Raw genomic sequence first — 25,860 nt, 5'->3', positions numbered from 1 at the left:
GGGCGGCGTCAGGGGCCCGGGTTCCTCGGGCAGGACCGGATCGTCGTCGGCGACAGCTCGTCGAGGCGGGAGCCGATCATCCTGGCCACCCCCTCGATGGTCTCGATGCCCGCCCCCTCCCCCGGCTGCTCGTCGGTCTGCACCGCCAGCAGCAGGTCCCGCCCCGGCCCGACGACACGGCCGTAGCTGGTCACCGCCCAGGTGTTGTGGATGAACGGGCGTGGCGTCCAGCCGTTCTTCAACGCCACCCGGTCCACCGGGCGGGCGGCCGCGCTGACGCCCCACGACTGGTCCTTGACCACGCGTCCCATCAGGCCGAGCACGAGGTCGCGGTCACGGCCGGACAGGCCCTCGCCGCCCTCCACCAGCACCTGGAGCAGGCGGATGCGGTCGGCGGGGCTGGTGTTGGTGCCGCCCCAGAAGACGCCGGGCCCGGGGACGGTCTCGGTCAGGCCCATGCGCCGGTAGAACTCGCCCATCGCGCCGCCGACCCGCCCCCACAACGCGTCCGCGGCGCCGTTGTCGCTCTCGGTGATCATGCGCTCGGCCAGGTCGCGTTCCTCCTCGCCCAGGCCGCCGCGGCCGAGCACGAGCGCCGTCAGGATGTCCACCTTGACGCCGCTGGCGGTGATCATGTCGTGCTGGTGCTCGCCGCGGCCCAGGGTGATGCCGCTGTCGCGCTCCAGCATGCTGTAGGCGATCCGTCCCGGGCGTCTGGACAGGTACTGCTCGATGTCGTGCTCAAGCCGGTCGCGGGCCGCCCTCCCAGCCCTCTTGTCCGGAAATTTCAGGACGCATCGGCCGACCGTCACCGGCGCCTTCCGCACGCCGGGCACCCCGGGCAGCCGTCCAGCCGCACATCCGGCCGCGAGCCCCCAGACCACCACGACGGCCAGCCATCTCCACCACACCCGCAAACCCCCGCGATCGTCACGTCTCGGGGGTTTTGATCACCTTCTGCCCAGTGGCGGCAATGGTCACACCCTGCACGTCAGGGCAGGAGCACCACCTTTCCGACAGTTCGCCGTCCGGCCAGGTCGGCCACGGCCCGGCCGGCCTCCGCCAGCGGGTACTCGCCGCCCACCAGCGGCCTCAGCCGCCCGGCCGCGGTCAGCGCGAGCAGCTCGCCCAGCGGGGGCCCGACCATCTCCCGCCGCCCCCGCAGCGGACGCAGCCAGAACCCGAGGACGGCGAGGTTGCCCGCGGTGAGCCGCGCGACCTCGACCGGCGCGGCCTGCTCCCCCGACGACGACCCGTAGCTCACCAGCCGCCCGAAGGGGGCCAGCACGGTCAGCGCCGCGTCGAAGACCGCGCCGCCGACGGCGTCGAGCACGACGTCCACCGGCCGGTCGCCGTTGGCCTCGATGACGCGCTCGGCGTACCCGTCGGCCGCGCCGTCCACGGCGGCGTCCGCGCCGAGGTCGAGGGCGAGCGAGCGTTTGTCCTCGCTGGAGGCGGTGGCGATCACGCGTCCGGCCCCGAACACCTTGGCGAGCTGCACGGCCAGGCTGCCGACGCCGCCCGCGCCGGAGTGGACGACCACGCTCTCGCCCTCCCTGAGCCGCGCCGACGAGCGCAGCAGGTGCCAGGCGGTGAGCCCCTGCACGAGCAGCGCCAGCGCCTCCCCGGCCCGCAGCGAGCCGGGCACGACCACGACGTCGCCCTCGTCCAGGACGGCCCTGGAGGCGTAGCCGTTGGCGGTGAAGCCCATCACCCGCCGCCCCCGGGGATCGAGCCCGACGACCTCGCTGCCGGGGATGTGCGGCAGGCGGTCGGGGGCGGAGTAGTGGCCGGAGATCTGCCGCACGTCGGCGAAGTTCAGCCCCGCGGCCTCGACGTCGACCAGCACCTGGCCCGGCCCCACGACCGGGTCGGGCACCTCGGCCTCTTCGAGCACCTCCGGACCGCCGAAGCGGGTGAACTGGATGGCACGCATGAATCCCCCCATTCAGTGCGATACCCCCCAGCGTAGACGTCAGGCTCCGGAGCCTCCCGGCCGGAGGTGCTCGGCGAGGAAGTCCGCGGTGGCGTCCACGGCCTGCGACACGTACGGCTCGCGGTCGTAGAGGTCGATGTGCTGCTTGGCGTCCACCCAGACGAGCCTCTTGGGCTGGTCGAGCCGCCTGAACGCCTCCTCGGCCCCTTCGGGCGGGCAGAACCTGTCGATCACGCCGTGCACGATCAGGGCGGGCTTCGGCGACAGGAAGTCGGCGCCCATCATGTTGTCCATGGTGATCAGCTCGCGCAGCCCGGCCCGGGTCACCGCGTTCCGCCAGGAGGCGGAGGCCCCGCGCTCGGTGCCGTAGTAGGCGAACGGCTTGTCGCCCGGCATCGCGGCCTCGCCCTCCTCGGCCACGGCGGGCAGGTACTCGACCGGGCCGCCCCGGTCCTGCCGCTCCAGCACGCCGGCGAACCCGGCCAGCGCCGCCTGGTAGTCCATGCCGGACCGCATCGTGTACGGGTTGTTGTAGGCCCCGGCGATGCCCGCGAACGCCCGTACACGCGGGTCGAAGGCGGCGAACCTCAGCGCGTACCCCGCGCCCAGGCAGATGCCGACCGCGCCGATCAGGTCGCCGTCCACCTCGGGGCGCGAGCGCAGCAGCGACACCGCCGCCCGCAGGTCGGCCAGCTTGCCCTGCGGATCCTCGTGCCCGCGCGGCTCGCCGCCGGACTCGCCCCAGTTGCGGTGGTCGAAGGACAGCGTCACGTAGCCGCGCCGGGCCAGCCGTTCGGCGTACAGGCCGGTGACCTGGTCGCGCACCCCGGTGAACGGCCCGGTGAGCACCAGCCCCGGCCAGGGGCCCGTGCCCTCGGGCGTCCGCAGGTCACCGGTCAGGCGCACGCCGTCGGCGGCGAACTCGACTTTCATGGTGACAAGTGTGCGCCAGGCCCGCCGCGGGCGGGCCCGGCGCCCCCTCGGAACACCGGATCAGGAGTCGAACCCGAGGCCCATCCTGTCGAGCGTGCGCAGCCACAGGTTGCGCTTGCCCTGATGCTGGTCGGCCTGGGCGATCGACCACCGGGTGAACTGGATCACCCCCGACCGGACCGGCTCGGGCGGGAACGGCACCGGCTTCTCCTTGACCATCCGCAGCTCGGTCCGCTCGGTGGCCTCCCCCGACAGCAGGTCGAGCATCACGTTCGCGCCGAACCTGGTGGCCCCGACGCCCATGCCGGTGTAGCCCACGGCGTAGGCCAGCCGGCCGCCGTGCGCCGTGCCGTAGAAGGCGCTGAAGCGGCTGCAGGTGTCGATCACGCCGCCCCAGCGGTGCGTGAAACGCACCTGGGAGAGCTGCGGGAACGTGGTGGCGAAGTGCTCGGCCAGCTTGACGAACGTCTCGTCGCGCTGCTCGTACTCCGGCTTGACCAGGCCGCCGTTGTAGTAGACCGCGTCGTAGCCGCCCCACAGGATGCGGTTGTCGTCGGTGAGCCGGTAGTAGTGGAACTGGTTGCCCGAGTCGCCGACGCCCTGCCGGTTGTGCCAGCCCACCTCGGCGAGCTGGGCCGCGCTCAGCGGCTCGGTCATCAGGGCGTAGTCGTACACCGGGACGACGAAGTGCTTGAGCCTGCGCAGCAGGGGCGGGAAGACCCCCGTGCCCAGCGCCACCCGGCGGCCCACGACCGACCCGTACGGGGTGCGCAGGGTGATCGTCGTGCCGTCGTCGCGCAGCGAACGCACCGGGCTGCGCTCGAAGACCCGTACGCCGAGCCGCAGGCACGCCTCGCGCAACCCCCAGGCCAGCCGCGCCGGGTCCAGCATGGCGCAGCCGCTGCGTTCCCACAGGCCGCCCAGGTAGGTCGGCGAGTTGACCTCGGCCCGCACCTGCCGCTCGTCCATCGGCACGTAGTCGAGGCCGAGCTCGGAGATCAGGTCCAGGTGTTCGCCCAGCGAGTCGAGCTGCCACGGCTCGGTGGCCACGTGCAGCTCTCCGGTGCGCTCGAAGGAGCAGTCGATGCCGTGCCGCTCCAGCGTGCGCTCGATCTCGTCGAGGTTGTCCACGCCCATGCGTTCGAGGCGGCCGATGTCCTCCGGCCACCGTTCCAGGCCGTTGGCCAGGCCATGGGTGAGGGTCGCCATGCAGAACCCGCCGTTGCGGCCGGTCGCCGCCCAGCCGATCCTGCGCCCTTCGAGCAGGACCACGTCCAGCGAAGGGTCACGTTCCTTGGCCATCAGGGCCGTCCAGAGCCCCGAGAAGCCTCCTCCGACGACGACCAGGTCGGCGTCGGTGTTTCCGATGAGCCGCGCGCGCGGCTCGGGTCTGGCCGGGCTGTCCAGCCAGTACGGCTTGCGCTCCGCGTCAGCCAGCGCCTTCAGCGGATCCACAAATCCCACTTCCCTACGAAAGTCTTAGTTGTTCTTTGTTGATTGCGGGATCCAAAAGCATGATGTGATCACGCGCGGGTTCCCCCCGCCGAAATCCGATCTCGCCTCCCTGTTCTTGGTCGGAATACACCAATCCCCCCGCCGGATCGCGGGGGGAAAGCCTGTTGGAGCAGATCCTAGGCGCGGCGTCTGGCGGCCACGGCGTTCGCCACGGCGATCAGCACACCGATCCCGAAGATGAGCGTACCCATCACGTTGACCTGCGGTGGAATGCCGGTCTTCACCGCACCCACGATCCACAGGGGGAAGGTGACGGTCGAGCCGTTGACGAAGCTCGTCACCACGTAGTCGTCGATCGACAGCGCGAAGGAGAGCATCGCGCCCGCGAGCACGCCCGGCATGATCGAGGGCAGCGTCACCTGCCGGAACGTGCCCCAGGCGGTCGCGCCGAGGTCCTTGGCCGCCTCCTCCAGCGACGGGTCGAGCGTGATGACCCGCGCCCTGACCGTCACCACGACGAAGGAGAGCGAGAACAGCACGTGCGCGACGATGATCGTGTTGCCGTCGCGCGGCACGTTGCCCGAGACGAACAGCGACAGCAGCGAGGCCCCCATCACCAGCTCCGGCGTGGAGATGGCGGCGAAGACCAGGAAGTTCGTGGCGCTGAGGCCGCGGAAGCGGTGCCGGCCGACGGCCAGGCCCAGCATCGTCCCGATGACGACCGTGATGACGGTGCTGACCAGGGCGATCACGATGGAGTTGCGCAGCGCCGTGGTCAGGTCGGAGATCTCGAAGAGCTCGCCGTACCACTTGAGGGTGAAGCCCTGCCAGCTCGTGTTCGACTTGCTCTTCTTGTCGTTGAAGCCGAACAGGATCATGACGGCGATCGGCGACGACAGCCACAGGATGATCAGCCAGGTGTAGACGTGCAGCAGGCGGTCGCCGAACCTGCCCCGCGTGCCCCTGCTCATTGCTCGCTCACCGCTCATCGCGCCGCCGCCTCCAGGACGTTCTCGGTGCCGAGCGCGCGGGCGTAGACGAAGATGCCCACCAGCAGGATCGCCATCAGCGTGAACGACAGCGCCGAGGCGGTCGGGTAGTCGAGGTTGGTCAGGTACTCGGTCTGGATGATGTTGCCGATCATGGTGTTGGCCGTGCCGCCGAGGATCTGCGCGTTGACCGGGTCGGCCGTCGCTGGCACGAACGTCATCAGCACGCCGGCGAAGACGCCGGGCAGCGACAGCGGCAGCACCACCCGGCGGAAGGCCCCGGCGCGGGTGGCGTACAGGTCCTGGGCCGCCTCCACCACCCGCGGGTCCACCCGCTCCAGGGCCACGTAGATCGGCAGGATCATGAACGGCAGGAAGTTGTAGGTGAGCCCGCCCACCACGGCCACGGTCGTGGCCAGCACGTGGAAGCCCTCCGGCAGCAGCCCCCAGCCCTTCAGCGTCCCGAACAGGATGCCGTTGTCGGCCAGCAGGAAGTTCCACGAGATCGTCCGCAGCACGAACGACACGAAGAACGGCAGCAGCAGCAGGAACAGGTACACCGACTTGCGGCTGCCGCCCTTGAAGGCGATCCAGTACGCCACCGGGTACCCGATCACCAGCATGGCCACCGTGGCCAGGCCGCCGTACAGGAGCGAGCGCAGCAGCTGGTCGCTGTACCTGCCGAGCGCGTCGGCGTAGTTGGAGAAGCTGAACGTCATCGCGTAGCCGTCGATGGCGTTGCCCGTCTGGAGCGAGACCGACGCCATCGCCACCATGGGCACGACCAGGAAGATCGCCAGCCACAGCCAGCTCGGCAGGGCGAGCAGGTAGGGGGTGAGCCGTTTCATGGCTATGCCTGGGTGATCGACTGGAAGATGGAGTTGAACACCTGCTCCTGCTGGGTGGTCAGCGTGGTGTAGGTGCGCAGCTTGGCGTAGTCGGCCTCCGAGGGGAACATGAGCGAGCTGTCCACCATGTCCTCCAGGGCCTTCTTGTCCTCGCCCTTGGCCGTCGTGGCCTTCTCGCGCAGGAGGTCCTGCACGGCCGGGACCGGGGTGACGAACTGGATGAACTCATCCAGTTCGGCGGCCACCGCGGGCTGGTACAGGTAGTCCATGAGGGTGAGCGCGTCCACGGGGTTGGCCGCGCCCTTGGGGATGAGCATGTTGTCGGTCCAGATCGTGCCGCCCTCCGCCGGCACCACGAACTTGACCGGCTCGCCGGCGAGCTGCCGCTGGAAGATGTCGCCCGACCAGGCCATGGTCAGCCAGACGTCGCCCTTGGAGACCGCGTCGATGTAGCTCTGGTCGTAATATTTCCGGACGATTCCCGCGTCGCGCTGCTGCTTGAGCCTCTCCCCGGCCTTCTTCCAGTCGGCCTCGGTCGACTTCTCCGGATCGACGCCCAGCGCGAACATCCCGAAGTTGCCGATCTCCTGCGCGTCGGCCATCATCCCGACCCGGCCCTTGTACTTGGGGTCGAACAGGGCCTCGATGCTGGTGATGTCGTCCTTGACGTACTTGGTGTTGTACGCGATGCCGGTCACGCCCGAGGAGTAGGGCATCGTGTACTGGTTGCCCGGGTCGTAGGCGCGTTCCTTGTACTTGTCACCGGCGTTGGCCAGGAAGTTCGGCATCCGGCTGTGGTCGAGCGGCACGATGTAGCCGAGCTCGACCATGTGCTGGAGCTGCACGCCGTTGGTCATCACGATGATGTCGTAGCCGAGCGACTGGCCGGCGCGGAGCACGGGGTCGGCCTTGCCGAAGAACTCCGCGTTCTCCTGGATGACCTCCTTGTACTCCACGGAGATCCCGGTGGTCTGGGTGAACTTCTTCAGCGGGGCCTGGTCCTCGGGCATGTACTCGGGCCAGTTGGCGAAGACGAGCTTGCCGTGCTTGCTCTGCTTGGACCAGTAGTCCTGGACGGCGTCGGCCTTCGGAGGGGCGGCCTTCTGGCCCTGCACGCCACAGGCGGCGAGCGCGAGGCCGGCGGCGGACAGGCCGGTGACACGGAAGAAGTCGCGGCGGGTGCGGAGCTGGGTCATGCCCCTCAGGAGGGCGGGGGTGATCTGGCGGGGGTTCATGGGGTGCTATCAACTTCCAATCACATAAGAGTGCTGCGCCTCCCACGACAGCCACACGGAGTCGCCCCGCTCCGCGGTCGCCGTCGCGTCGTGCGCGTTCTGCTCGAAAACGGTCATCTCGGCCCCGTCGGCGAGCTGCACCGCGTAGCTGTTGGAGGTGCCCAGGTAGACCATCTCCGTGACGGTCCCGGGGACGGCGCTCAGCCCGGGTCCCGGTTCGTCCGCGCAGATCGTGATCTTCTCGGGGCGGACGGTCACCGTCACGTCGCCCTCGTGGCCCGGCACCAGCACCCGGCCGCCGCCGATCGCCAGCACCCCGCCGGTCACCGTCCCGGTGATCAGGTTGGAGGTGCCGATGAACCCCGCCACGAACGCGGTGGCCGGCCGTTCGTAGATCTCCCGCGGGCTCGCCAGCTGCTCGACCAGCCCGTCGTTCATCACGGCGATCCTGTCGCTCATGGTCAGAGCCTCGTTCTGGTCGTGCGTCACGTACACGAACGTGATGCCGACCTCGCGCTGGATGCGCTTGAGCTCGATCTGCATGGCCTGGCGCAGCTTGAGGTCGAGCGCGCCGAGGGGCTCGTCGAGCAGCAGCGCCCGCGGCCGGTTGACCAGCGCGCGGGCCAGCGCCACGCGCTGCTGCTGGCCGCCGGACATCTCGCGCGGCCGGCGCTTCTCCCGGCCGGTCAGGTCGACGATCTCCAGCATCTCGCCGACCCGCCGCCGGATCTCCTCCGGCGGCGTCTTGCGCTGCTTCAGGCCGAACGCCACGTTGTCCCACACGCTCATGTGCGGGAACAGGGCGTAGGACTGGAAGACCATGTTGACGTCGCGCTTGTTCGGCGGGACGTCGGTGACGTCCTTGCCGTGCAGCCTCACGAGCCCCTTGGTGGGCTCCTCGAAGCCGGCGATCATCCTCATGGTCGTGGTCTTGCCGCATCCGGACGGGCCGAGGAGGGAGAAGAACTCCCCCTCGGCGATGTCCAGCGACACACCCTTGACCGCCTGGACGACCTCGCCGTGCGAGAGGTACTCCTTGACGACGTCCTCAAGCTGAATCGCGGATAGCTCGGTCATGTCCAGGGCTCGTCCTTATTCGCCGATGTAGTGCATGACGTGCTTGACCCTGGTGTAGTCGTGCAGACCGAACACCGACAGGTCCTTGCCGTACCCGGAGTGCTTGAAGCCGCCGTGCGGCATCTCCGAGACGAACGGGATGTGCGTGTTGACCCAGACCACGCCGAAGTCGAGGCGGTTCGACATGCGCATGGCGCGGCCGTGGTCGGAGGTCCACACCGAGCTGGACAGGCCGTACTTGACGTCGTTGGCCTTGGCCAGCGCGTCGGCCTCGTCGGTGAACGTCTGGACGGTGATGACGGGGCCGAAGACCTCGTTCTGCACCATCTCGTCGTCCTGACGCAGGCCGTCCACGACGGTCGGGGCGAAGAAATAGCCCTTGTCGCCGACGCGGTTGCCGCCGGTGAGCACCTTGGCGTGGCCGGGGACCCGGTCGATGAAGCCCTGGACCCTGGCGAGCTGGTTCTCGTTGTTGAGCGGGCCGTAGAGCGCTTCCTCGTTGCCCAGGTCGCCGGTCACGGTCGCGGCGGCGGCCTCGGTCAGCGCGGCCACGAACTCGTCGTGCACGCTCTCCTGGACGAGCACGCGGCAGGCCGCGGTGCAGTCCTGGCCGGCGTTGTAGAGACCGGCGGCGGCGATGTCGGCGGCGGCCTTGGCGAGGTCCTTGACGTCCTCGAAGACCACGACCGGCGCCTTGCCGCCGAGCTCCAGGTGCACCCGCTTGAGGTCGTCGGCGGCGCTCTTGGCGACCGCCATGCCCGCGCCGACGGAGCCGGTGATCGCCACCATGGCGGCGGTCGGGTGGCCCACGACGAGCGCGCCGGTCTCGCGGTCGCCGGTGACGACGTTGAAGACGCCGGGCGGCAGCACCGAGCCGACGATCTCGGCCAGCTTGAGCGTGGAGGCCGGGGTGGTGTCCGACGGCTTGAGGACGATCGTGTTCCCGGCGGCCAGCGCCGGGGCGATCTTCCACACGGCCATCATCATCGGGTAGTTCCAGGGGGTGACCTGGCCGACGACGCCGATGGGCTCGTGCCTGATGACGCTGGTGTGCTCGGCGAGGAACTCCCCGGCCGTGGGGCCCTCCAGGGTGCGCGCGGCGCCGGCGAAGAAGCGGAAGTGGTCGGCCGCTACCGGTGTCTCGTCCTCGGCCATGCGGGCGCGGGGCTTGCCGGTGTTGAGGCACTCGGCCTCGTTGATCTCGTCGGCCCGGGCGTCGATCGCGTCGGCGACCTTGAGCAGCAGGTTCGCCCGCTCACCGGGGGTGGTCCGACCCCACGACTCGAACGCGGCGGCCGCCGCGGCGTAGGCCGCGTCGACGTCCTCGACGCCGGAGATCGGGGCCTGAAGGTAGGCCTCGCCCGTGCAAGGGTCGATGATGTCGGAGAACCGGCCGCTCTGGGCGTCCACGAACTCACCGTTGATGAAGTTCTGCAGACGGGTGGTCAATGCACGACCTCCTCGTTGAGGTGGCTGAGATGCCGCGACTCTTACAGAGCAGATGCATCTGGACAAGGGATTTCGTGGTGAAGATATCAAATTGCTACGAATTCGCTTGACACACCGCCAAGAACTGACAACATGTCGCACCAGGACGGCAATCGAGCGGGAACGCCCCCGTAACGCCGGACCGCTAGGAGGATTCCTCTGACATGACGACGCCGCCCCGCGTACGACGAAACAACGCCAGTTCCGGGCCCGTCGTGCTCGACGATCTCTCCAAGCAGATCATCGAGCAGCTCCAGTCAGACGGGCGCATGCCCTACGCGGCGATCGGCAAGGCCGTCGGGCTCTCCGAGGCCGCGGTCCGCCAGCGCGTCCAGCGGTTGCAGGACGCCGGGGTGATGCAGATCGTCGCGGTCACCGACCCCCTCACCCTCGGCTTCCCCCGCCAGGCGATGATCGGGGTCAACTGCGAGGGCGACCTGGAGTCGGTGGCCGACGAGCTGTCGGCCATCGAGGAGATCGACTACGTGGTGCTCACGGCGGGCTCCTTCGATGTGATCGTCGAGGTGGTCTGCGAGGGCGACGGGCACCTGCTGGAGATCCTCAGCAAGATCCGCGCCATCCCCGCCGTCCGGGCCACGGAGTCGTTCGTGTACCTGAAGCTGCGCAAGCAGTCGTACTCCTGGGGCACGCGCTAACCGATCCGCGCCACGGCCCGCACGGGCGCGCCGTCGGCGCCGTCCAGCCGCAGCGGCATCATCCAGACCTCGATCGGCCGCCCCCGGGCCTGGGCGTCCAGCAGCCGGTCGAGGCCGGTGAGGTTCTCGGCGATCACGGCGTGCGCCCCGCACAGGACGCGGTGGGCAGGGAAGTCGTCGGCCGGCGTCGGATCGACGCTCAGCGCGTCGATGCCGACCGTGCGCACGCCCCGCTCGACCAGCAGCGTGGCGGCCTCCTCGGTGAGGAAGGGATGGGCCTGGTAGGACTCGCCGCCCCAGTGGGCCGACCAGCCGGTCGCGACCAGCACGATCGGCGCGTCGCCGCCGGACGGCCAGGCCGGGCCGTCGAGCAGCCCGGCCCCGATCGGCGACCGGGGCGCGAGCCCCCGGGCGTCGGCCACCACGGCCGGCCCGGCGAAGCGGGACAGCGGCAGGTCGCCGAGCGCCGGCAGCGCGTCGTCGATGTGGAAGGGGGCGTCGACGTGGGTGCCCGACTGCGAGCCGAGGTGCAGGCCCAGCACGTTGACGCCGTCGCGGGCGACGGTGAGCGCGGGGGCGACCGAGACCTCGGGATCGCCCGGGTAGACCGGCATCCCCGTCTCGACGGGCACCGACAGGTCGACGAGTTCCATCACGCCATCGATTCTGCCGCGTCCACGATGGGCAGGATCGGCGTGTCGGCCGAGCGCACCAGGCGCGGGCCCTGCGGGCCGTACACCTCGCGCGGTTCGGGGAAGAGCGCGAGCAGCGTCAGGTAGAGCACGGCCGCGACCGCGAGGCCCAGCGGCAGCGAGACGTCCACGCCGCCGGCCAGGTCGCCCAGCGGCCCGACGAACTGGCCCGGCAGGTTCACGAACATCAGCGCCACGGCGGCCGCGAGCAGCCACGCGGTGAGGCCGCGCCAGTTCCAGCCGTGGGTGAACCAGTACCGCCCGCCGCGCTGCCGCCGGTTGAAGACCTGCAAAGCGTCGGGGTCGTACCAGCCCCTGCGGGTCACGTAGCCGAGCATCATGATCACCATCCAGGGCGCGGTGCAGGTGATGATCAGCGTGGCGAACGTGGAGATGCTGGCCGTCAGGTTCGCCGCGAAGCGCCCGACGAAGATGAACACGATCGACAGGGTGCCGATGAAGACGGTCGCCTGCACCCGGGAGAAGCGCGGGAACACGCTGGAGAAGTCGAGCCCGGTCCCGTACAGGGAGGTGGTGCCGGTGGACATGCCGCCGATCAGCGCGATCAGGCAGACCGGGACGAAGTACCAGGCCGGCGAGATCGCCAGCAGCCCGCCCACGTAGTTGGGCGCGGCCGGGTCGACGTACTCGGCGGCCTTGGCGGCGATGATCGAGGCGGTGGCCAGCCCGAAGAAGAACGGCAGGATGGTGGCGAGCTGCGACAGGAAGGCCGCCGCCATCACGCGGGAGCGCGGGGTCGAGGCCGGGATGTAGCGGGACCAGTCGCCCAGGAAGGCGCCGAAGGACACGGGGTTCGACAACACGATCAGCGCCGCGCCGATGAACGACGGCCAGAACAGCGGGTCGCCGGCCGCCAGCGTCCCGGGGTAGGACGGGTCGAAGTCCCCGGCGAAGGCGAACAGCCCGAGCACGAACAGCAGCGACGCCGCCGCGACCGCGATCTTGTTGACGAACAGCATGAAGCGGAAGCCGTACACGCAGACCACGAGGACGAGCAGGGCGAAGACGGCGTAGGCCACCCCGTAGGACAGGTCGGTGTCGGGCAGGCCGACGAGCCGGTGCGCGCCGCCCACCAGCGCGTCGCCCGACGACCACACCGAGATCGAGAAGAACGCGATGGCGGTCAGCAGCGACAGGAACGAGCCGACCACCCGGCCGTGCACGCCCAGGTGGGCCGAGGAGGAGACGGCGTTGTTGGTGCCGTTGAGCGGCCCGAACAGCGACAGCGGGGCCAGGATCAGCGCCCCGACCACCAGGCCGAGCACGGTGGCCGCGAGCCCCTGCCAGAACGACAGGCCGAACAGGATGGGGAAGGCGCCCAGCACGCAGGTGGCGAACGTGTTCGCGCCCCCGAAGGCGACCCGGAACAGGTCGAACGGCCCGGCGGTGCGGTCGGCGTCGGGGATGCGCTCGACGCCGTAGGTCTCGATCTCGGTGATGCTCATGTCTTCTCCTGCATCGCCAGCAGGCTGACGAGGTCGTAGGCCACGTGGGAGGCGGCGACCGAGGTGATCTCGGCGTGGTCGTAGGCGGGGGCCACCTCGACCACGTCGGCCCCGATCAGGCGGCAGCCGGCCAGACCGCGGAGGATCTCCAGCAGCTCCCGGCTGGTGAGCCCGCCGGCCTCCGGCGTGCCGGTGCCGGGGGCGTGGGCGGGGTCGAGCACGTCGATGTCGACGGAGACGTAGAGCGGGCGGTCGCCGACGCGCTGCCGAAGCACGTCGATGACCTCGTCCAGGCCGCGGCGGAGCACGTCGGCGGCGGTCAGGATGCCGAAGCCGAGCCGCCGGTCGTCCTCCAGGTCCTTCTTGCCGTACAGCGGGCCCCGGATGCCGACGTGGCTGAGCGCCTCGGTGTCGAGGATGCCCTCCTCGACCGCCCGGCGGAAGGGGGTGCCGTGGGTGTACTCGGCGCCGAAGTAGGTGTCCCAGGTGTCGAGGTGCGCGTCGAAGTGCAGCAGCGCCACGGGGCCGTGCTTCCTGGCCGCCGAGCGCAGCAGCGGCAGCGCGATCGTGTGGTCGCCGCCGATGGTGACCAGCCGGGCGTCCAGCTCGTCGGCCGCGGCCTCGATGGTCTCGACGGCCTCGCCGATGTCGAACGGGTTCGCCGCGATGTCACCGGCGTCGGCGACCTGGACGCGCTCGAACGGCGAGACGTCCAGCCCCGGATGGTAGGGCCGCAGCAACCGGCTGGCCTCCCGTACGGCGGCGGGGCCGAACCGGGCGCCCGGACGGTAGGACACGCCCGCGTCGAAGGGCACGCCCACGACGGCCACGTCCGCCCGCTCGACCTGGTCGAGCCGGGGCAGCCGGGCGAAGGTGGCGGGCCCGGCGAAACGCGGGACCCGAGAGGAGTCGACGGGACCGATGTGCATGTTCGTCAGTGTTCGTCACGCTTCTGACCTGCGGCAATTGTTACTCCCACAAAGTAATACGGTGTGTGTTGTGGCTGACCACAAGCTGACGGTCGAAGACCTTCTCCGCTCCCCCGCTCTCCAGCTCCGCGTGCTCGCCGGCGAGGCCGGGCTGTCCCGCTCGGTCTCGTGGGCGCACGTCAGCGAGCTGGCCGACCCGACGCCCTGGCTGCTCGGCGCCGAGGTCATCATGACGACCGGTCTCGGCCTGCCGCGCTCGGCCGCCCGGCAGCGCGCCTACCTCGAACGGCTCGACGACGCGGGGGTCTCGGCGCTCGCCCTGTCGGCCCAGTTGCACGTCCCGCCGCTGCACCGGGCGTTCTTCGAGGCCGCCGAGGAGCGCGGCATGCCGGTGCTGGAGGTGCCGCTCGCGGTGCCGTTCATCGCCGTCTCGCAGGAAGTGGCGGCGGCGTTGCAGGAGGACGCCAGCCACCGGCTGGGCGCCCAGCTCCAGGTGTTCGGGGCGCTGCGCTGGCTGGCCGCCGAAGACCTCGACACCGTCACCCTGTTCAAGCGCCTGGAACGGCTGTCCGGCTACGACGTCTACCTGTGCACCCCGCAGGGCCGGCCGCTGCTGCCCGGCGTGCCGGTGCCCTCGCTCGACGTCCTGCCCGCCGAGCCCGACGCGCCGCCCACGATCCCGGGCGGCTTCGCGCTGCCGGTGCCGGCGCCCGGCGGCCCCGCCGGGTTCCTGGTGGCCTTCGAGCGGGAGGGCGCGCGGCCCGCCGGGCTGGCCGTGGTCCAGCACATCGCCACCGTGGCGGCCCTCCAGGTCGCCATGGCCAGGCACGAGCGCGAGACCCTGCGCAGAGAGGGCGCCGAGACGCTGGCCGAGCTGCTCCAGGACGTGCTCGACCCGCCCGCGGCCCGGCGCCGGCTGGCCAGGATGGGCCTGCCCCTGGAGACCGGATCGGTGCTGCTCGTCGTGCGGCACGCGCCCGACGACGCGCTGCGCCGGGCGGTGGGCGAGCTGCCGCATCTGCTGCTGCGCCGCGGCGACGACCACTACCTGCTGGGGCCGTCCGAGCTGGGGCCGGCGGTGGCCGCCGTGCCCGGGGTCAGCGCGGGTGTGAGCCGGCCGTTCCCGCCGGGCGAGTCGTTGCGGGTCGCCCAGCGCGAGGCCGTGTGGGCGGCCGCGCACGCCGCCGAGTCGGGCAAGGCGCTGGTCCACTACGGCGACGACACCACCGGCCGCTGGCTGCCCGACGACCCCTCCACGCTGTCGGCCCTGGTCGGCCACGTGCTGGGCGAGGTGCTGGCCTACGACGAGGCCCACGACTCGCGGCTGCTGCTGTCGGTGCGCACGTGGATGGAGCGCAACCGCCACGTCGAGGACGCGGCGGCGGCGCTGCACGTCCACCCCAACACGCTGGCCTACCGGCTGCGCCGGTTCGCCGCGCTGAGCGGTCGCGACCTGTCGTCCAGCGCGGCGTTCGCGGAGGTCTGGCTGGCCGTGCGCGCGGCGCGCCAGCTCGGCCTCTGCTAGGGGCTGCGGGGTCAGCGGAGCTGGACGGTGGCGATCTCCCACGGCCTCAGCGGCAGCCTGAGCGTGCCGTCCGCCGTCTCCAGCGGCTCGCCGGGGCCGCCGGTCAGGCCGGCCCGCCGGGCCCGGGTGAAGGCGCCCCGCACCACGGCCTCGGTGCCGGACGCGGTGAGCGCCACCAGGCGCAGCTCCTGCCAGTCGTCGCGGCGGCGCAGCGAGCTCATCGTCACGCCCTGACCGGACACCGACAACCCGTGCGCCGCCGGCGGCTGGGTCAGCTCGCGATCGCCGCCGCCCGGCACCACCAGCAGCTCGTGCCGGTACAGCTCCGCCTGCGGCGGCACGTCCCGCCAGTCCAGGTACGGCATCAGCGCCAGCGACACGGTGTGCGGCCCGCGTGACTGCGCGGCGGGGGTGGGCAGTTGCGGACCGGCGGGCTCGGGGCGCAGCCTGTTGTGGTTGCGCGACAGGTAGCCGACCGAGCGCAGCAGCGTGAGCGCCAGCTCGTACCCGTCGTCCAGCAGCTCGTACTCGGTGACGTGCTCCAGCAGCGCGGCGACGCCGCCGGCGGCCACCCAACCGGAGGCGGGGAAGGTGGGCAACGGGGTCTCGCCGCAGCCGCCCTCGGCTTCGAGCTCCCGCCGCACGATCGCGAACTGCCCCTCGGCCAGCGAATGGTCGGCCCGCCTCGGCAGCGGCACGTGGAACCGCACCCGGTGGTCCGCGCACCGGTTGTCGAACGACACCCGCAGCCGGACGAACGGCTCGCCCGCCCGCAGCTCGACCCGCATGGTGACCACGACGTCCTCGGTCGCGCCGGTACGCGCGGGCGGCGGCAGCTCCGGCGTGTTCGGGACGGGCTCGCCCGCCGCCGGCCACAGGTAGACCCGGGTGATCTCCGCGGCGGCGACGAGCGGGCCGCCTTCGATGATCTCCGTGTCGATCGAGATGGGCTCGGACACGACCAGGTCGTCGGCGGGGGGCGCGTGGTTGTAGGTGTCGCCGGAGTCGCCGCCGTCCTCGATGCGGCCCACGCCGGTGATCGTCCGGCCGTCCTCGCCGAACAGGCCGAGGGTGCCGTCGGGCTCGATCTCGACCCGCAGCAGCCCGTTGTCCAGCACCGTGGAGCTGGCCTTGATGGGCAGGACGCCGGTGTCGGAGGAGAGCCAGCAGTCCTGGTGGTGGCCGTTGTTGCGGACCTCCGCCCGCGGAGCGGGGTACGTGGGCTCGGGCGGGCCAGGGCGCAGGCTCGTGTGGCCGAGCGCGGGCACCTCGACGAAGGCGGCGACCGTGGACCGGGGCTCGGCCTCGACCCGGACCCAGGTCACGCCGTCGAGCGCGCGGCGCAGCTCGGCCTGGTCGAACGGCCCGCGCGGCTCCCTGCCCACGGTGATGAGGAGGATGTCGTCGAACACCTGCCAGTCGATGATGTGCTGGCCGTACAGCTCGGTGCCGTGCACGAAGCCGAGCACGGTGAGGGGGTCGATGCGCTCGTCCAGCAGCAGCACGGGCGCGCAGTCCAGGGGCTGGGTGGGCACCGGCGCGCCGGAGGGATCCACCAGGGGCCCGCTGCCGCCGGCCACGTCGGCGATCACCACGCCGCTGCGCACGGCCGGCGTCGGGTTGACGACGAGCACGCCGTCGGCCGGCACCGCCGCCGCCAGCCGCGTGGTCACCATGTCGCGGACGGCCTGCCCGAGCTGCTCGGCCTCGGCGATGCGGGCGGCGACCTGCTGGGCGGTCTCGTCCACGCCGCAGCCGGTGACCGAGTCATGGCCGCCGGCCTCCACCAGCCGCCGCCAGGCCATGTCGAGGAACCGGCCGGGCCACGGGCCGCCCCAGAGCGTGGCCAGGGGCTCGGCGTAGCGCTCGACCATGCGCTCGGCCCGGCCCATGGCCTGCTTGACGGCGACGCGGGCGGAGATGACGCCGGGCAGGAGGTTGGCACGGGCGTGCGAGCGCAGCTCGCCGACGACCTGCGGCAGCCCCGCGGTATCACCCGAAAATTTCTCGATATATCCAGACAAGGTGTCCATGCGGGCGCCGACGGCCGCCACCATCACCGGCAACCCGCGCACGGGGGCCGAGTGGTCGGCGCCGTACATGGCCAGCAGCTCGCCCTGGGGACCGTGCCAGGCGCGCATGGCGGCGACGAACTCCGCCGCCCGCTCCTCCAGCCCCTTGACGTCGGAGAACAGGTGGGCGCCGTTGCCGTAGCCGCCCTCGGGCAGGTACTGGGTGCGGATCGCGGTGCCGTCGGGGGCCACCCAGGCGAAGGCGTCGGTCGTCACCGACGACGGCACCCCGCGGTAGACGCAGGCGTGCTCAAGCCCGGCCTGCCGCAGGATCTGCGGCATCTGGGCGGTGTGACCGAACATGTCCGGCAGGTAGCCCACCCGCATCGCGCCGCCGAGCGCGTCCGCGCCGGCCAGGCCGAGTTCGAGGTTGCGCACGATGTTCTCGCCCGAGCACAGGAACTCGTCGAGCAGGATCTGCCACGGCCCCACCGCCAGCCGCCCGGACTCGACGAGCGCCGCGACGCGGTGCCGGTTCTCCGGGCGCACCTCCAGGTAGTCGTCCACGCAGGCGAGCTGGCCGTCGAGGGTGAAGTGGTAGGCGGGCTCGCGTTCCATGGTGTCGAGCACCTCGTCGAGGAGGTCCACCAGCCGCAGCCTGAAGCGCTGGAAGGGCTCGTACCACTCCCTGTCCCAATGCGTGTGCGGTACGACCACTATGTCCATGCCGCCGCCTCCCCTCCGATGGGCAGCCGATGCTGGACGGCGTAGCGGGCGGCGATCCGCTGAGCCGTCACGATGTCCTCCAGTGCGCCGGCCGCGTCGGTGAGCGGCGGGCTGCCATCGTTCACATAAGCATGGAAGGCCGTCAGTTGTACCTCGAACGCCTCGGTCACCTGGCGGTGTTCGGCGCGGGTCTCGGCCCCGGAGACCACGGTGAGGGTGGTGGGCGCGTTCATCAGGTAGGGCGTGGGGAAGACCAGCTCCAGCGTGCCCCCGTCGTGGTGGATCGCGACGGTCTCGCGGTAGGCGGGGTAGCCGTCCAGGTAGTGCCAGCGGATGTGGAACCGGCCCGCCACGGGCAGCGGCCCGGAGATCTCCACGGAACCGGGCGCCGGCCCCCAGCTGTCCACGTACGTGATCTCCCGCGGCGCTCCGGTGAAGCGCCGCAGCAGCGACAGGTCGTGGCAGATCGAGCCCAGGGAGACCGCGTACACGTTGCGCAGCGACTCCGGGGCGGCCTGGCCCAGCGCCCGGGAGACGAGCGCGTCCTCGGCCTCGCGCAACGAGCCGAGCACGCCGGGGTCGACGTCGCCGGCCCGCGCCAGGTTCGCGAACGCGAGCTGCGACTCCCCGCTGGGATGCAGCACGGTCACCTCGACCGACCGGACGGCCGCCGGGCCGCCCAGCTCCTCCAGCAGCGCGACGGCCCGCCGTACGGCCGGGTCGTACTGCTTCATGTAGCCGACCATCAGCCGCCCCTCGGGCAGCGCGGCCACCTCCGCCCTGGTCAGCGCGAGCGGCTTCTCGCACAGCACGGCGTACCCGGCGGCCAGCGCCCGGCGCACGGTCTCGCCGTGGGAGCCCGAGGCCAGCACCACCACGGCCTCGAAACCGCCGTCGGCCAGCATCTTCGCCAGGGAGGTGTAGCGCCGGGGCGCGCCCAGCCGGTCGCCGACGACGTCGGCCAGCGTGCGCGACAGGTCGCAGACGGCGCTCACCTCGAACAGGTCCCGCCGCCTGGACAGCAGCGGCACGTAGACCGCCTGGGTGACGGCCCCGCACCCGACCAGCGCGATCCTCACAGGCCCAGCTCCCTCAGCCGCTCGCGGTTGGCGGCCTGGTCGGCGATGTTCCGCCCGACCGGGCGGCGGCCCGGCATCGTGTCCTGCTCGACCACGATCCAGCCCTCGTAGCCGATGGCGTCGAGCGCCGCCACGACCGCGGGCAGGTCGAGCTCGCCGTCGCCCAGGCGGGTGAAGCCGCCCCTGGCCATCAGCTCGCGCAGGTCGGCGCCGTCGTCCAGGGCGGCGGCCAGGATCCTGGTGTCGCCGTCCTTGACGTGCACGTGCCCCACGCGGCCGGCCCACGCGCGCAGCGCCGCGACCGGGTCCCCGCCGGCCAGCAGCAGGTGACCGGTGTCCAGGCAGAGCTGGACGTCGGTCAGCTCCAGGAGGCGCTCGACGTCGTCGGGGGTCTCGACGTAGGTGCCGAGGTGATGGTGGAAGGCGGGTTCCAGGCCGCGTTCGCGGCAGCGGTCGGCGGCCTCCTGGACGCGGGCGGCGTACCCGGGCCAGCCGGCGGCGGGCAGCCCGGGGACGCTGCCGCCGGGCCTGGCGAACCTCTCGGGCGAGCCCGAGCAGGCCAGCGTGGGCCGGGGCGCGAAGAGGGCGGGCGCCTGCGGCGCGGCGGCGAACACGTCGAGCGCGGCCTCCAGCGCGGGCAGCCCCCGCCGGTACGCCTCGGCGTCGCCGTAACGCAGGTCGACCCAGCCGCCGGCGAGCAGCAGGCCGTGCGCCGACAGCCGGGCGGCCAGGTCGGCGCCGGTGCCGAGGTAGCCGATGGGCCCGGAGTCGATGCCCGCGTAACCGGCCTCGGCCAGCGCGCGGACCATCTCGTCGGGGCCCAGGGGCGGCGGCGCGTCGCTGAGCTCGAACACGCCGAAGCTCACCGGCGCGTTCGCGACTCTCCTCACTCGCATAGGGCGATCACCTCGTTCTCGTAGGTCTCCAGGCGGTGGCGTCCCTCAGCCGCGGGAAGCAGCGCCCGCTCGCCGCGCACGACCTGGCGGGCGCCGCCGGGGCGGACCAGCACCAGGCCGTCGGCGTCGAGCGCGAGCAGCTCGTCGCCCAGCCGGAGCAGCAGCGGCGCGTCCGGCCCCGCCGAGACCGCGGTGCGCCCGGCGCGCACGCCGTCGAGCACCGCGCCCGGCTCCTCGGCCAGCACCCACGTGGTCGGCGCGCCCGGCAGGCCGTCGCTGCCGTGCCGGTGGAAGTCGCTGCCGCCGATCGCCACCACGTCGTCGCGCCAGGCGTCGGCCCAGGCCAGCGGCGCGCCCCAGCGGCGGTCCCACCACCCGGAGCTCCACACCTCGGCCACCCTCGGGCGTTCGCCGACCGGCAGCAGCCAGGCGCAGTCGCCGCCCAGCGGGTGGTTGATCGAGATCAGGCCGCCGGCGCGCCCGGCGTGCTCGGTCCAGGAGCCCGCGGGCCGCCGGAAGTCCACCCAGCCGACCTCGCCGAACACGTTGGCGTGGCCGCGGTCGGTGGTGACCTCCTGGCCGGGGATGAGCGTGACGCCGCGGTCGGTCGCGCGCAGCCAGGGGTGGTGGCTGACGGTGTTGTGGTCGGTGACCGCCAGGAAGTCCAGGCCCCGGCCGCGGGCCAGCTCGGCCAGCTCGGCCACGGTGAGCGCGCCGTCGCTGTGGACGGTGTGCGCGTGGAAGTCGCCGGCGAACCAGCGCAGCCCGCCGACGTCGGGCACGTCCCGGCGCGGCGGCCGTTCGCCGGGCGGCGGCTCGGCGGTGACCGGCTCCGGCGGGGCCGTGCGGCCGGCCGAGATCTCCAGGGTGAAGTCCAGCCCCTGCGGCGGCACGCGGTGCAGCCCGAGCCACACGTGCCAGGTGCCGGGCTCGGGGACGCCGGGCAGGTAGCCGGGGGTGGCCCAGTCGCGGGCGATCGTGAACTCCGAGCGCGCCCCTCCCGACCAGCCGCGGAAGCCGCCGGGCGAGCCGCAGCCGAGGTCGAGCACGCCCCGCGACCGGTCGTAGTCGAGCCGCACGGTGACGGACTCCGACCCGGCGGGCACCTCGAAGGGGACCTCGCGCAACGACCGCTCCAGCCGGTCGTCGAGGCTCCAGTGGCCTTTCACGCCGGTCCGCCCTTGCCTGAGGCGGGGCGGAAGGAGAGCTTGGTGGTGTGCTGTTCGTGATGGACGCCGTTGGGGACGAACATGAGCGAACCTCCTCACCGCCCGACACTACAGAAGTGAGGTGACGGGGGCCCGTCCTGAAGGATCATCAACAACATAGCGGACATCCTTATGTCATGACAATATGCCATAGTGTCGAGGTAGGGTGCGTCCTCTGGAGGTGCGTTGTACGACCTGATCACGATCGGCCGCTGCGGCGTCGACGTCTATCCGCTGCAGACCGGCGTCGGGCTGGCCGACGTCGAGACCTTCGGCAAGTTCCTCGGCGGCAGCCCGACCAACGTCGCCGTCGCGGCGGCACGTCACGGGCTGCGCTCGGCGGTGATCACCGCGGTGGGCGCCGACCCCTTCGGCGCGTACGTACGGCGGGCCATCCGCGACTTCGGCGTGGACGACGCCTACGTGAGCGTCATCGACGGCCCGGCCACCCCGGTCACGTTCTGCGAGATCTTCCCGCCCGACCACTTCCCCATCTGGTTCTACCGCGGCGAGCACCCGCCCGACCTGCGCCTCACCCCCGGCCACCTCGACCTCGACGCCATCCGCGCGACCGGTCTGTTCTGGTTCTCCCTCACCGGCCTGAGCAAGGAGCCGAGCCGCGCGGCGCACGCCGCCGCCCTGTCGGCCCGCACCTCCGGCTGGACCGTGTTCGACCTCGACCACCGTCCGGCGCTGTGGGAGTCACGTGCGGCCGCCCGCGCGGCGGCGCGCGAGGCGCTGCCGCACGCGAACGTGGCCGTCGGCAACCTGGACGAGGTGGAGACCGCCGTGGGCGTGCGCGAGCCGGAGGCGGCGGCGCAGGCGCTGCTCGACGCCGGGGTCGAGGTGGCGATCGTCAAGATGGGCCCGGCGGGGGTGCTCGCCCGCACCGCCACCGAGACCGTCGTGGCCGAGCCGGTCGAGGTGAAGGTGGTCAACGGCATCGGGGCCGGCGACGCGTTCGGCGGCGCCGTCTGCCTCGGGCTGCTGCGCGGCTGGCCGCTGGAGCGCACGATCCGCTTCGCGGGCGCCGCCGGCGCGTTCGTGGCCGCCCGGCTGGCCTGCGCCGACGCCATGCCCACCACCGACGAGGTGCACGAGCTGCTGAACGAGGTGCCCACGTGAGCGACCTCACGCTGCCCAGGACCGCCCGCTACGAGTGGCTCACGCGGATCCGCGCGACCCGCCCCGAGGAGATCGCCGCGGCCGCCGCGCGCCGGCAGCGCCGCCGGATGCCGGGGCCGGACGAGCGGCTGCTGATCATCGCCGCCGACCATCCGGCCAGGGGAGCCTTGTCCGTACGCGACCGCCCACTGGCCATGGGCAGCCGCCACGACCTGCTCGACCGCCTCCAGGCGGCCCTGGCCCGGCCCGGCGTGGACGGCATCCTCGCCTCCCCCGACGTCCTGGAGGACCTGCTGCTGCTCGGCGCGCTGGAGGGCAAGCTGGCCTTCGGCTCGATGAACCGGGGCGGCCTGCAGGGCTCGGTGTTCGAGCTGGACGACCGGTTCACCGGCTTCGACCCCGAGGCCATCGACACGATGCGCCTCGACGGCGGCAAGATGTTGTGCCGCATCGACCCCGGCGACCACGCGACGGCCGCCACCCTGGAGTCGTGCGCGCACGCGGTGACCGGGCTGGCCCGCAGGCGGCTGGTGGCCATGGTGGAGCCGTTCTGGGCGGCGCGCTCGGAGTCCGGCGTGCTGCGCAACGACCTGTCCCCCGACGCCGTGATCCGCTCGATCAGCGTCGCCCAGGCGCTCGGCGCCACCTCGGCCCACACCTGGCTGAAGATCCCCGTGGTGGCCGAGATGGACCGGGTGATGGCCGCGACCACGCTGCCCACCCTGCTCCTCGGCGGCGACCCGCCCGACATCGGCACGGCCTACGCCGACTGGCACCGCGCGCTGGCCCTGCCCGGCGTGCTCGGCCTGGTCGTCGGCCGCGCCCTGCTCTACCCATCCGACGACGACGTGGCGACGGCGGTGGACGGCGCCGCCGCCCTGGTACGAGAGGCACACGCATGACCTACCTGCCCTACGGCAAGGCCGCCAACGGCCTCTGGTCGGTGGAGATCACCCCCTCGCTGGCCGGCTGGACCTACTCCGGGCTGCGCGTGGCGGACCTGACCGGCACGCCGCTGTCGTTCGGCACCGGAGAGGAGGAGATGATCGTCCTTCCGCTGTCGGGGTCGTGCACGGTCGAGGTCGGCGGTGAGACGTTCGTGCTGGCCGGGCGCGGGTCGGTGTTCGACGGGCCGAGCGACTTCGCGTACCTGCCGATCGGCGTGCAGGTCACGTTGAGGGGCGGCGGACGCGTCGCGCTGCCGTCGGCCCGCGCGACCCGGTCGCTGCCGCCGCGGCACGTGCCCGCCTCCCGGGTGCCGGTGGAGATCAGGGGCGCGGGGCAGGCCAGCCGGCAGGTGAACAACTTCTGCGCCCCCGGCGTCTTCGACTGCGACAAGCTCATGGCCGTCGAGGTGCTGACCCCGGGCGGCAACTGGTCGTCCTACCCGCCGCACAAGCACGACACCCCCAACCCGGGCGAGGCCGTGCTGGAGGAGGTCTACTACTTCGAGGTCGCCGGCGACGGGCCCGGCTACCAGCGCGTCTACTCCTCCGAGCGGGGGCAGGTCGACACGCTGGCCGAGGTCTCCTCCGGCGACGTCGTCCTGGTGCCCTACGGCTACCACGGGCCGTCCATGGCCGCCCCGGGCTACGACCTGTACTACCTCAACGTGCTGGCGGGGCCGGCGGAGGAGCGTTCGATGGCGTTCTGCGACGATCCCCGTCACGCCTGGATCCGCTCGTCCTGGTCGGGCCAGGACGTCGACCCGAGACTGCCGTTCGGAGGGCACGCATGACCCGGTTGACCGTCGCGCAGGCCGTCGTGCGCTTCCTGGCCGCCCAGTGGAGCGAGCGCGACGGCGAGGAGCGCCGCTTCTTCGGCGGCTGCTTCGGCATCTTCGGCCACGGCAACGTCGCCGGGCTCGGCCAGGCCCTGGCCACCGCGGGCGACGACCTGCCCTACTACCTGGCCCGCAACGAGCAGGCCATGGTGCACACGGCCGCCGCCTACGCCCGCGCCGCCGACCGGCTGGCCACGCTGGCCTGCACGACGTCGATCGGCCCCGGCGCGACCAACATGATCACCGGCGCGGCGGGCGCGACGATCAACCGGCTGCCCGTGCTGCTGCTGCCCGGCGACGTCTTCTCCACCCGGGCCGCCAACCCAGTGCTCCAGGAGCTGGAGGACCCGCGTTCGTACGACATCTCGGTCAACGACTGCTTCAAGCCGGTCTCGCGGTACTGGGACCGGATCAACCGGCCCGAACAGCTTCCGTCCGCGCTGACGGCGGCCATGCGGGTGCTCACCGACCCGGTCGAGACCGGCGCGGTGACGCTGGCGCTGCCGCAGGACGTGCAGGCCGAGGCGTACGACTGGCCCGAGGAGCTGTTCGCCCGCCGGGTGTGGCACGTGCCGCGCCCGCGCCCCGAACGCGCCGCGCTGGCCAGGGCGGCGCAGGTGATCGGGTCGGCGGCCCGCCCGCTGATCGTCTCGGGCGGCGGGACGATCTACAGCCGGGCCACCGCCGAACTGGCCGCCTTCGCCGAGGCGCACGGCATCCCGGTCGCCGAGACCCAGGCCGGCAAGGGGTCGCTGCCGCACGGCCATCCGATGGCGGTGGGCGCGGTGGGCGCGACCGGCACCACCGCCGCCAACACGCTGGCCCGCGAGGCCGACGTGATCATCGGGATCGGCACCCGCTACAGCGACTTCACCACGGCGTCGAGGTCGCTCTTCGCCGCGGACGCCAGGTTCGTCAACGTCAACGTCGCCGCCTTCGACGCCGCCAAACTGTCGGGGCTGCACCTGGTCGCCGACGCCCGCGAATGCCTGACCGACCTGATGGCCGCCGTCGCCGGCCGGCGCTCCGACGACGCCTGGACGGCCAGGGCCGCCGCGCTCTCCCGGGACTGGGACGCGCAGGTGGACCGGGCGTACGCGCTCGACGGCTCCCCCCTGTCGCAGGCGGCGATCATCGGCGCCGTGAACGCGGCCGCGGGCCCGGACGGCGTCGTGGTGTGCGCGGCCGGTTCCATGCCGGGCGACCTGCACAAGCTGTGGCGGCCGAGCCGCCCCGGCGGCTACCACGTCGAGTACGGCAACTCCTGCATGGGCTACGAGATCGCGGGCGGCGTCGGCGTCAAGCTGGCCGCGCCGGAGCGCGAGGTGTTCGTCCTGGTGGGCGACGGGTCGTACCTGATGATGGCGCAGGAGCTGGTCACCGCAGTCGCCGAGGGCGTCAAGCTGGTCGTCGTCCTGGTGGACAACTCGGGCTTCGCCTCCATCGGGCGGCTGTCGGAGAGCGTGGGCGCGCGCCGCCTGGGCACGTCCTACCGCTCCCGCACGGGGGGCCCGCTGCCGGTCGACCTGGCCGCCAACGCCGCCAGCCTGGGCGCGGCCGTGCTGCGTCCGGAGTCGCTCGCCGACCTGCGCAAGGCCCTGGAGGAGGCGCGCTCGTCCGGCGAGACGACCGTCGTGCACGTGCGCACCGACCCCATGGCCGACGACGTCCCCTCCTCGCAGGCGTGGTGGGACGTGCCCGTGGCCGAGGTGGGCGCGCCGGCCGAGCGGGCGGCGTACGAGGAGGCCAAGCGGTCGCAGCGCGCGCACCTGAGCCCGCCGTCCTGACCAGGGTTGCCCTCG

Annotated in this window: 22 protein-coding genes; 6 read left to right on the top strand and 16 right to left on the bottom strand. The window is 72.2% G+C overall.

Translation table 11 applies throughout. The features are described 5' to 3' along the window. Positions 1 to 8: 8 nt before the first annotated feature. The 9 genes from ACIBQ6_RS43460 to ACIBQ6_RS43420 form a co-directional block, all read right to left on the bottom strand. Positions 9 to 911 (bottom strand): serine hydrolase, encoded by a 903-nt coding sequence (locus ACIBQ6_RS43460; RefSeq protein WP_397218709.1) that lies wholly within the window; start codon positions 909 to 911, stop codon positions 9 to 11. Positions 912 to 991: 80 nt separating this feature from the next. After that, complete coding sequence (locus ACIBQ6_RS43455; RefSeq protein ID WP_358283824.1) at positions 992 to 1,936, bottom strand: zinc-binding dehydrogenase; 945 nt, start codon at positions 1,934 to 1,936, stop codon at positions 992 to 994. A 39-nt stretch (positions 1,937 to 1,975) separates the two neighbouring features. Further along, the gene (locus tag ACIBQ6_RS43450) at positions 1,976 to 2,869 is read right to left on the bottom strand and encodes an alpha/beta hydrolase (protein ID WP_397218708.1); all 894 of its coding nucleotides are present in this window, start codon (positions 2,867 to 2,869) and stop codon (positions 1,976 to 1,978) included. Positions 2,870 to 2,929: 60 nt separating this feature from the next. Then, the gene (locus ACIBQ6_RS43445) at positions 2,930 to 4,324 is read right to left on the bottom strand and encodes an FAD-dependent oxidoreductase (protein WP_358283821.1); all 1,395 of its coding nucleotides are present in this window, start codon (positions 4,322 to 4,324) and stop codon (positions 2,930 to 2,932) included. A gap of 176 nt (positions 4,325 to 4,500) precedes the next feature. Further along, positions 4,501 to 5,295 carry an ABC transporter permease gene (locus tag ACIBQ6_RS43440; RefSeq protein ID WP_358283819.1) on the bottom strand — a complete coding sequence of 265 codons (795 nt, stop codon included), beginning with the start codon at positions 5,293 to 5,295 and terminating at the stop codon, positions 4,501 to 4,503. Positions 5,296 to 5,309: 14 nt separating this feature from the next. Then, a complete protein-coding gene (locus ACIBQ6_RS43435; RefSeq protein WP_358283817.1) occupies positions 5,310 to 6,161 on the bottom strand; it encodes an ABC transporter permease in 852 nt (283 codons plus the stop codon). A 2-nt stretch (positions 6,162 to 6,163) separates the two neighbouring features. Further along, on the bottom strand, positions 6,164 to 7,357 hold the full coding sequence (locus ACIBQ6_RS43430) for a spermidine/putrescine ABC transporter substrate-binding protein (protein WP_397218707.1): 1,194 nt from the start codon (positions 7,355 to 7,357) through the stop codon (positions 6,164 to 6,166). Between the two features lie 48 nt (positions 7,358 to 7,405). Beyond that, positions 7,406 to 8,473 (bottom strand): ABC transporter ATP-binding protein, encoded by a 1,068-nt coding sequence (locus tag ACIBQ6_RS43425; RefSeq protein ID WP_358283813.1) that lies wholly within the window; start codon positions 8,471 to 8,473, stop codon positions 7,406 to 7,408. Between the two features lie 15 nt (positions 8,474 to 8,488). Further along, positions 8,489 to 9,922, bottom strand: coding sequence for a gamma-aminobutyraldehyde dehydrogenase (locus ACIBQ6_RS43420; RefSeq protein WP_358283811.1), 1,434 nt, complete (start codon positions 9,920 to 9,922; stop codon positions 8,489 to 8,491). A gap of 203 nt (positions 9,923 to 10,125) precedes the next feature. Here ACIBQ6_RS43420 and ACIBQ6_RS43415 point away from each other — a divergent pair, with 203 nt between their 5' ends. Beyond that, positions 10,126 to 10,617: an Lrp/AsnC family transcriptional regulator gene (locus tag ACIBQ6_RS43415; protein ID WP_352322709.1), complete on the top strand. Its 492-nt coding sequence runs from the start codon at positions 10,126 to 10,128 to the stop codon at positions 10,615 to 10,617. Here ACIBQ6_RS43415 and ACIBQ6_RS43410 read toward each other — a convergent pair. From ACIBQ6_RS43410 to speB, 3 genes are read right to left on the bottom strand one after another with little or no spacing between them, the layout of a single operon-like run. Continuing rightward, positions 10,614 to 11,270, bottom strand: a complete 657-nt coding sequence (locus tag ACIBQ6_RS43410; RefSeq protein ID WP_358283926.1) for a cyclase family protein — start codon at positions 11,268 to 11,270, stop codon at positions 10,614 to 10,616. The genes ACIBQ6_RS43415 and ACIBQ6_RS43410 overlap by 4 nt on opposite strands. Further along, positions 11,270 to 12,775 (bottom strand): purine-cytosine permease family protein, encoded by a 1,506-nt coding sequence (locus ACIBQ6_RS43405; protein WP_397218706.1) that lies wholly within the window; start codon positions 12,773 to 12,775, stop codon positions 11,270 to 11,272. The genes ACIBQ6_RS43410 and ACIBQ6_RS43405 overlap by 1 nt, the downstream gene beginning before the upstream one ends. Then, the gene (gene speB, locus ACIBQ6_RS43400; RefSeq protein ID WP_358283807.1) at positions 12,772 to 13,704 is read right to left on the bottom strand and encodes an agmatinase; all 933 of its coding nucleotides are present in this window, start codon (positions 13,702 to 13,704) and stop codon (positions 12,772 to 12,774) included. The genes ACIBQ6_RS43405 and speB overlap by 4 nt, the downstream gene beginning before the upstream one ends. A 70-nt stretch (positions 13,705 to 13,774) precedes the next feature. On the opposite strand from speB, the gene ACIBQ6_RS43395 reads away from it, so the two are divergent. Continuing rightward, positions 13,775 to 15,229, top strand: coding sequence for a PucR family transcriptional regulator (locus ACIBQ6_RS43395; RefSeq protein ID WP_397218705.1), 1,455 nt, complete (start codon positions 13,775 to 13,777; stop codon positions 15,227 to 15,229). Between the two features lie 11 nt (positions 15,230 to 15,240). Here the strand turns inward: ACIBQ6_RS43395 and ACIBQ6_RS43390 are convergent, their stop codons facing one another. Genes ACIBQ6_RS43390 through ACIBQ6_RS43375 form a run of 4 tightly spaced genes read right to left on the bottom strand, consistent with a single transcriptional unit; the run spans position 15,241 to position 21,111 of the window. Next, on the bottom strand, positions 15,241 to 17,967 hold the full coding sequence (locus ACIBQ6_RS43390; protein WP_397218704.1) for an alpha-mannosidase: 2,727 nt from the start codon (positions 17,965 to 17,967) through the stop codon (positions 15,241 to 15,243). Then, complete coding sequence (locus ACIBQ6_RS43385) at positions 17,958 to 19,046, bottom strand: Gfo/Idh/MocA family protein (protein ID WP_387667607.1); 1,089 nt, start codon at positions 19,044 to 19,046, stop codon at positions 17,958 to 17,960. Before ACIBQ6_RS43385 ends, ACIBQ6_RS43390 begins: the two co-directional genes overlap by 10 nt. Next, entirely contained in the window at positions 19,043 to 19,942 is a 900-nt protein-coding gene (locus tag ACIBQ6_RS43380) for a TIM barrel protein (RefSeq protein WP_397218703.1), read from the bottom strand. Before ACIBQ6_RS43380 ends, ACIBQ6_RS43385 begins: the two co-directional genes overlap by 4 nt. Next, a complete protein-coding gene (locus ACIBQ6_RS43375; RefSeq protein ID WP_397218702.1) occupies positions 19,933 to 21,111 on the bottom strand; it encodes a CehA/McbA family metallohydrolase in 1,179 nt (392 codons plus the stop codon). Before ACIBQ6_RS43375 ends, ACIBQ6_RS43380 begins: the two co-directional genes overlap by 10 nt. Positions 21,112 to 21,336: 225 nt before the next feature. On the opposite strand from ACIBQ6_RS43375, the gene iolC reads away from it, so the two are divergent. The 4 genes from iolC to iolD are packed head-to-tail and all read left to right on the top strand — an operon-like array spanning position 21,337 to position 25,845. Beyond that, positions 21,337 to 22,275, top strand: coding sequence for a 5-dehydro-2-deoxygluconokinase (iolC, locus tag ACIBQ6_RS43370; RefSeq protein ID WP_397218701.1), 939 nt, complete (start codon positions 21,337 to 21,339; stop codon positions 22,273 to 22,275). After that, positions 22,272 to 23,177: a deoxyribose-phosphate aldolase gene (locus tag ACIBQ6_RS43365; protein WP_358283793.1), complete on the top strand. Its 906-nt coding sequence runs from the start codon at positions 22,272 to 22,274 to the stop codon at positions 23,175 to 23,177. Before iolC ends, ACIBQ6_RS43365 begins: the two co-directional genes overlap by 4 nt. Beyond that, positions 23,174 to 24,013: a 5-deoxy-glucuronate isomerase gene (gene iolB / locus ACIBQ6_RS43360; protein WP_397218700.1), complete on the top strand. Its 840-nt coding sequence runs from the start codon at positions 23,174 to 23,176 to the stop codon at positions 24,011 to 24,013. The genes ACIBQ6_RS43365 and iolB overlap by 4 nt, the downstream gene beginning before the upstream one ends. Next, positions 24,010 to 25,845 (top strand): 3D-(3,5/4)-trihydroxycyclohexane-1,2-dione acylhydrolase (decyclizing), encoded by a 1,836-nt coding sequence (iolD, locus tag ACIBQ6_RS43355; protein WP_397218699.1) that lies wholly within the window; start codon positions 24,010 to 24,012, stop codon positions 25,843 to 25,845. The genes iolB and iolD overlap by 4 nt, the downstream gene beginning before the upstream one ends. Positions 25,846 to 25,860: the final 15 nt, after the last annotated feature.

It is taken from the genome of Nonomuraea sp. NPDC049655 (assembly GCF_044465465.1).
GTDB lineage: Bacteria > Actinomycetota > Actinomycetes > Streptosporangiales > Streptosporangiaceae > Nonomuraea.
The sequence above is the reverse complement of the archived record's forward strand: the minus strand, read 5'-3'. Positions and strand labels throughout refer to the sequence as shown.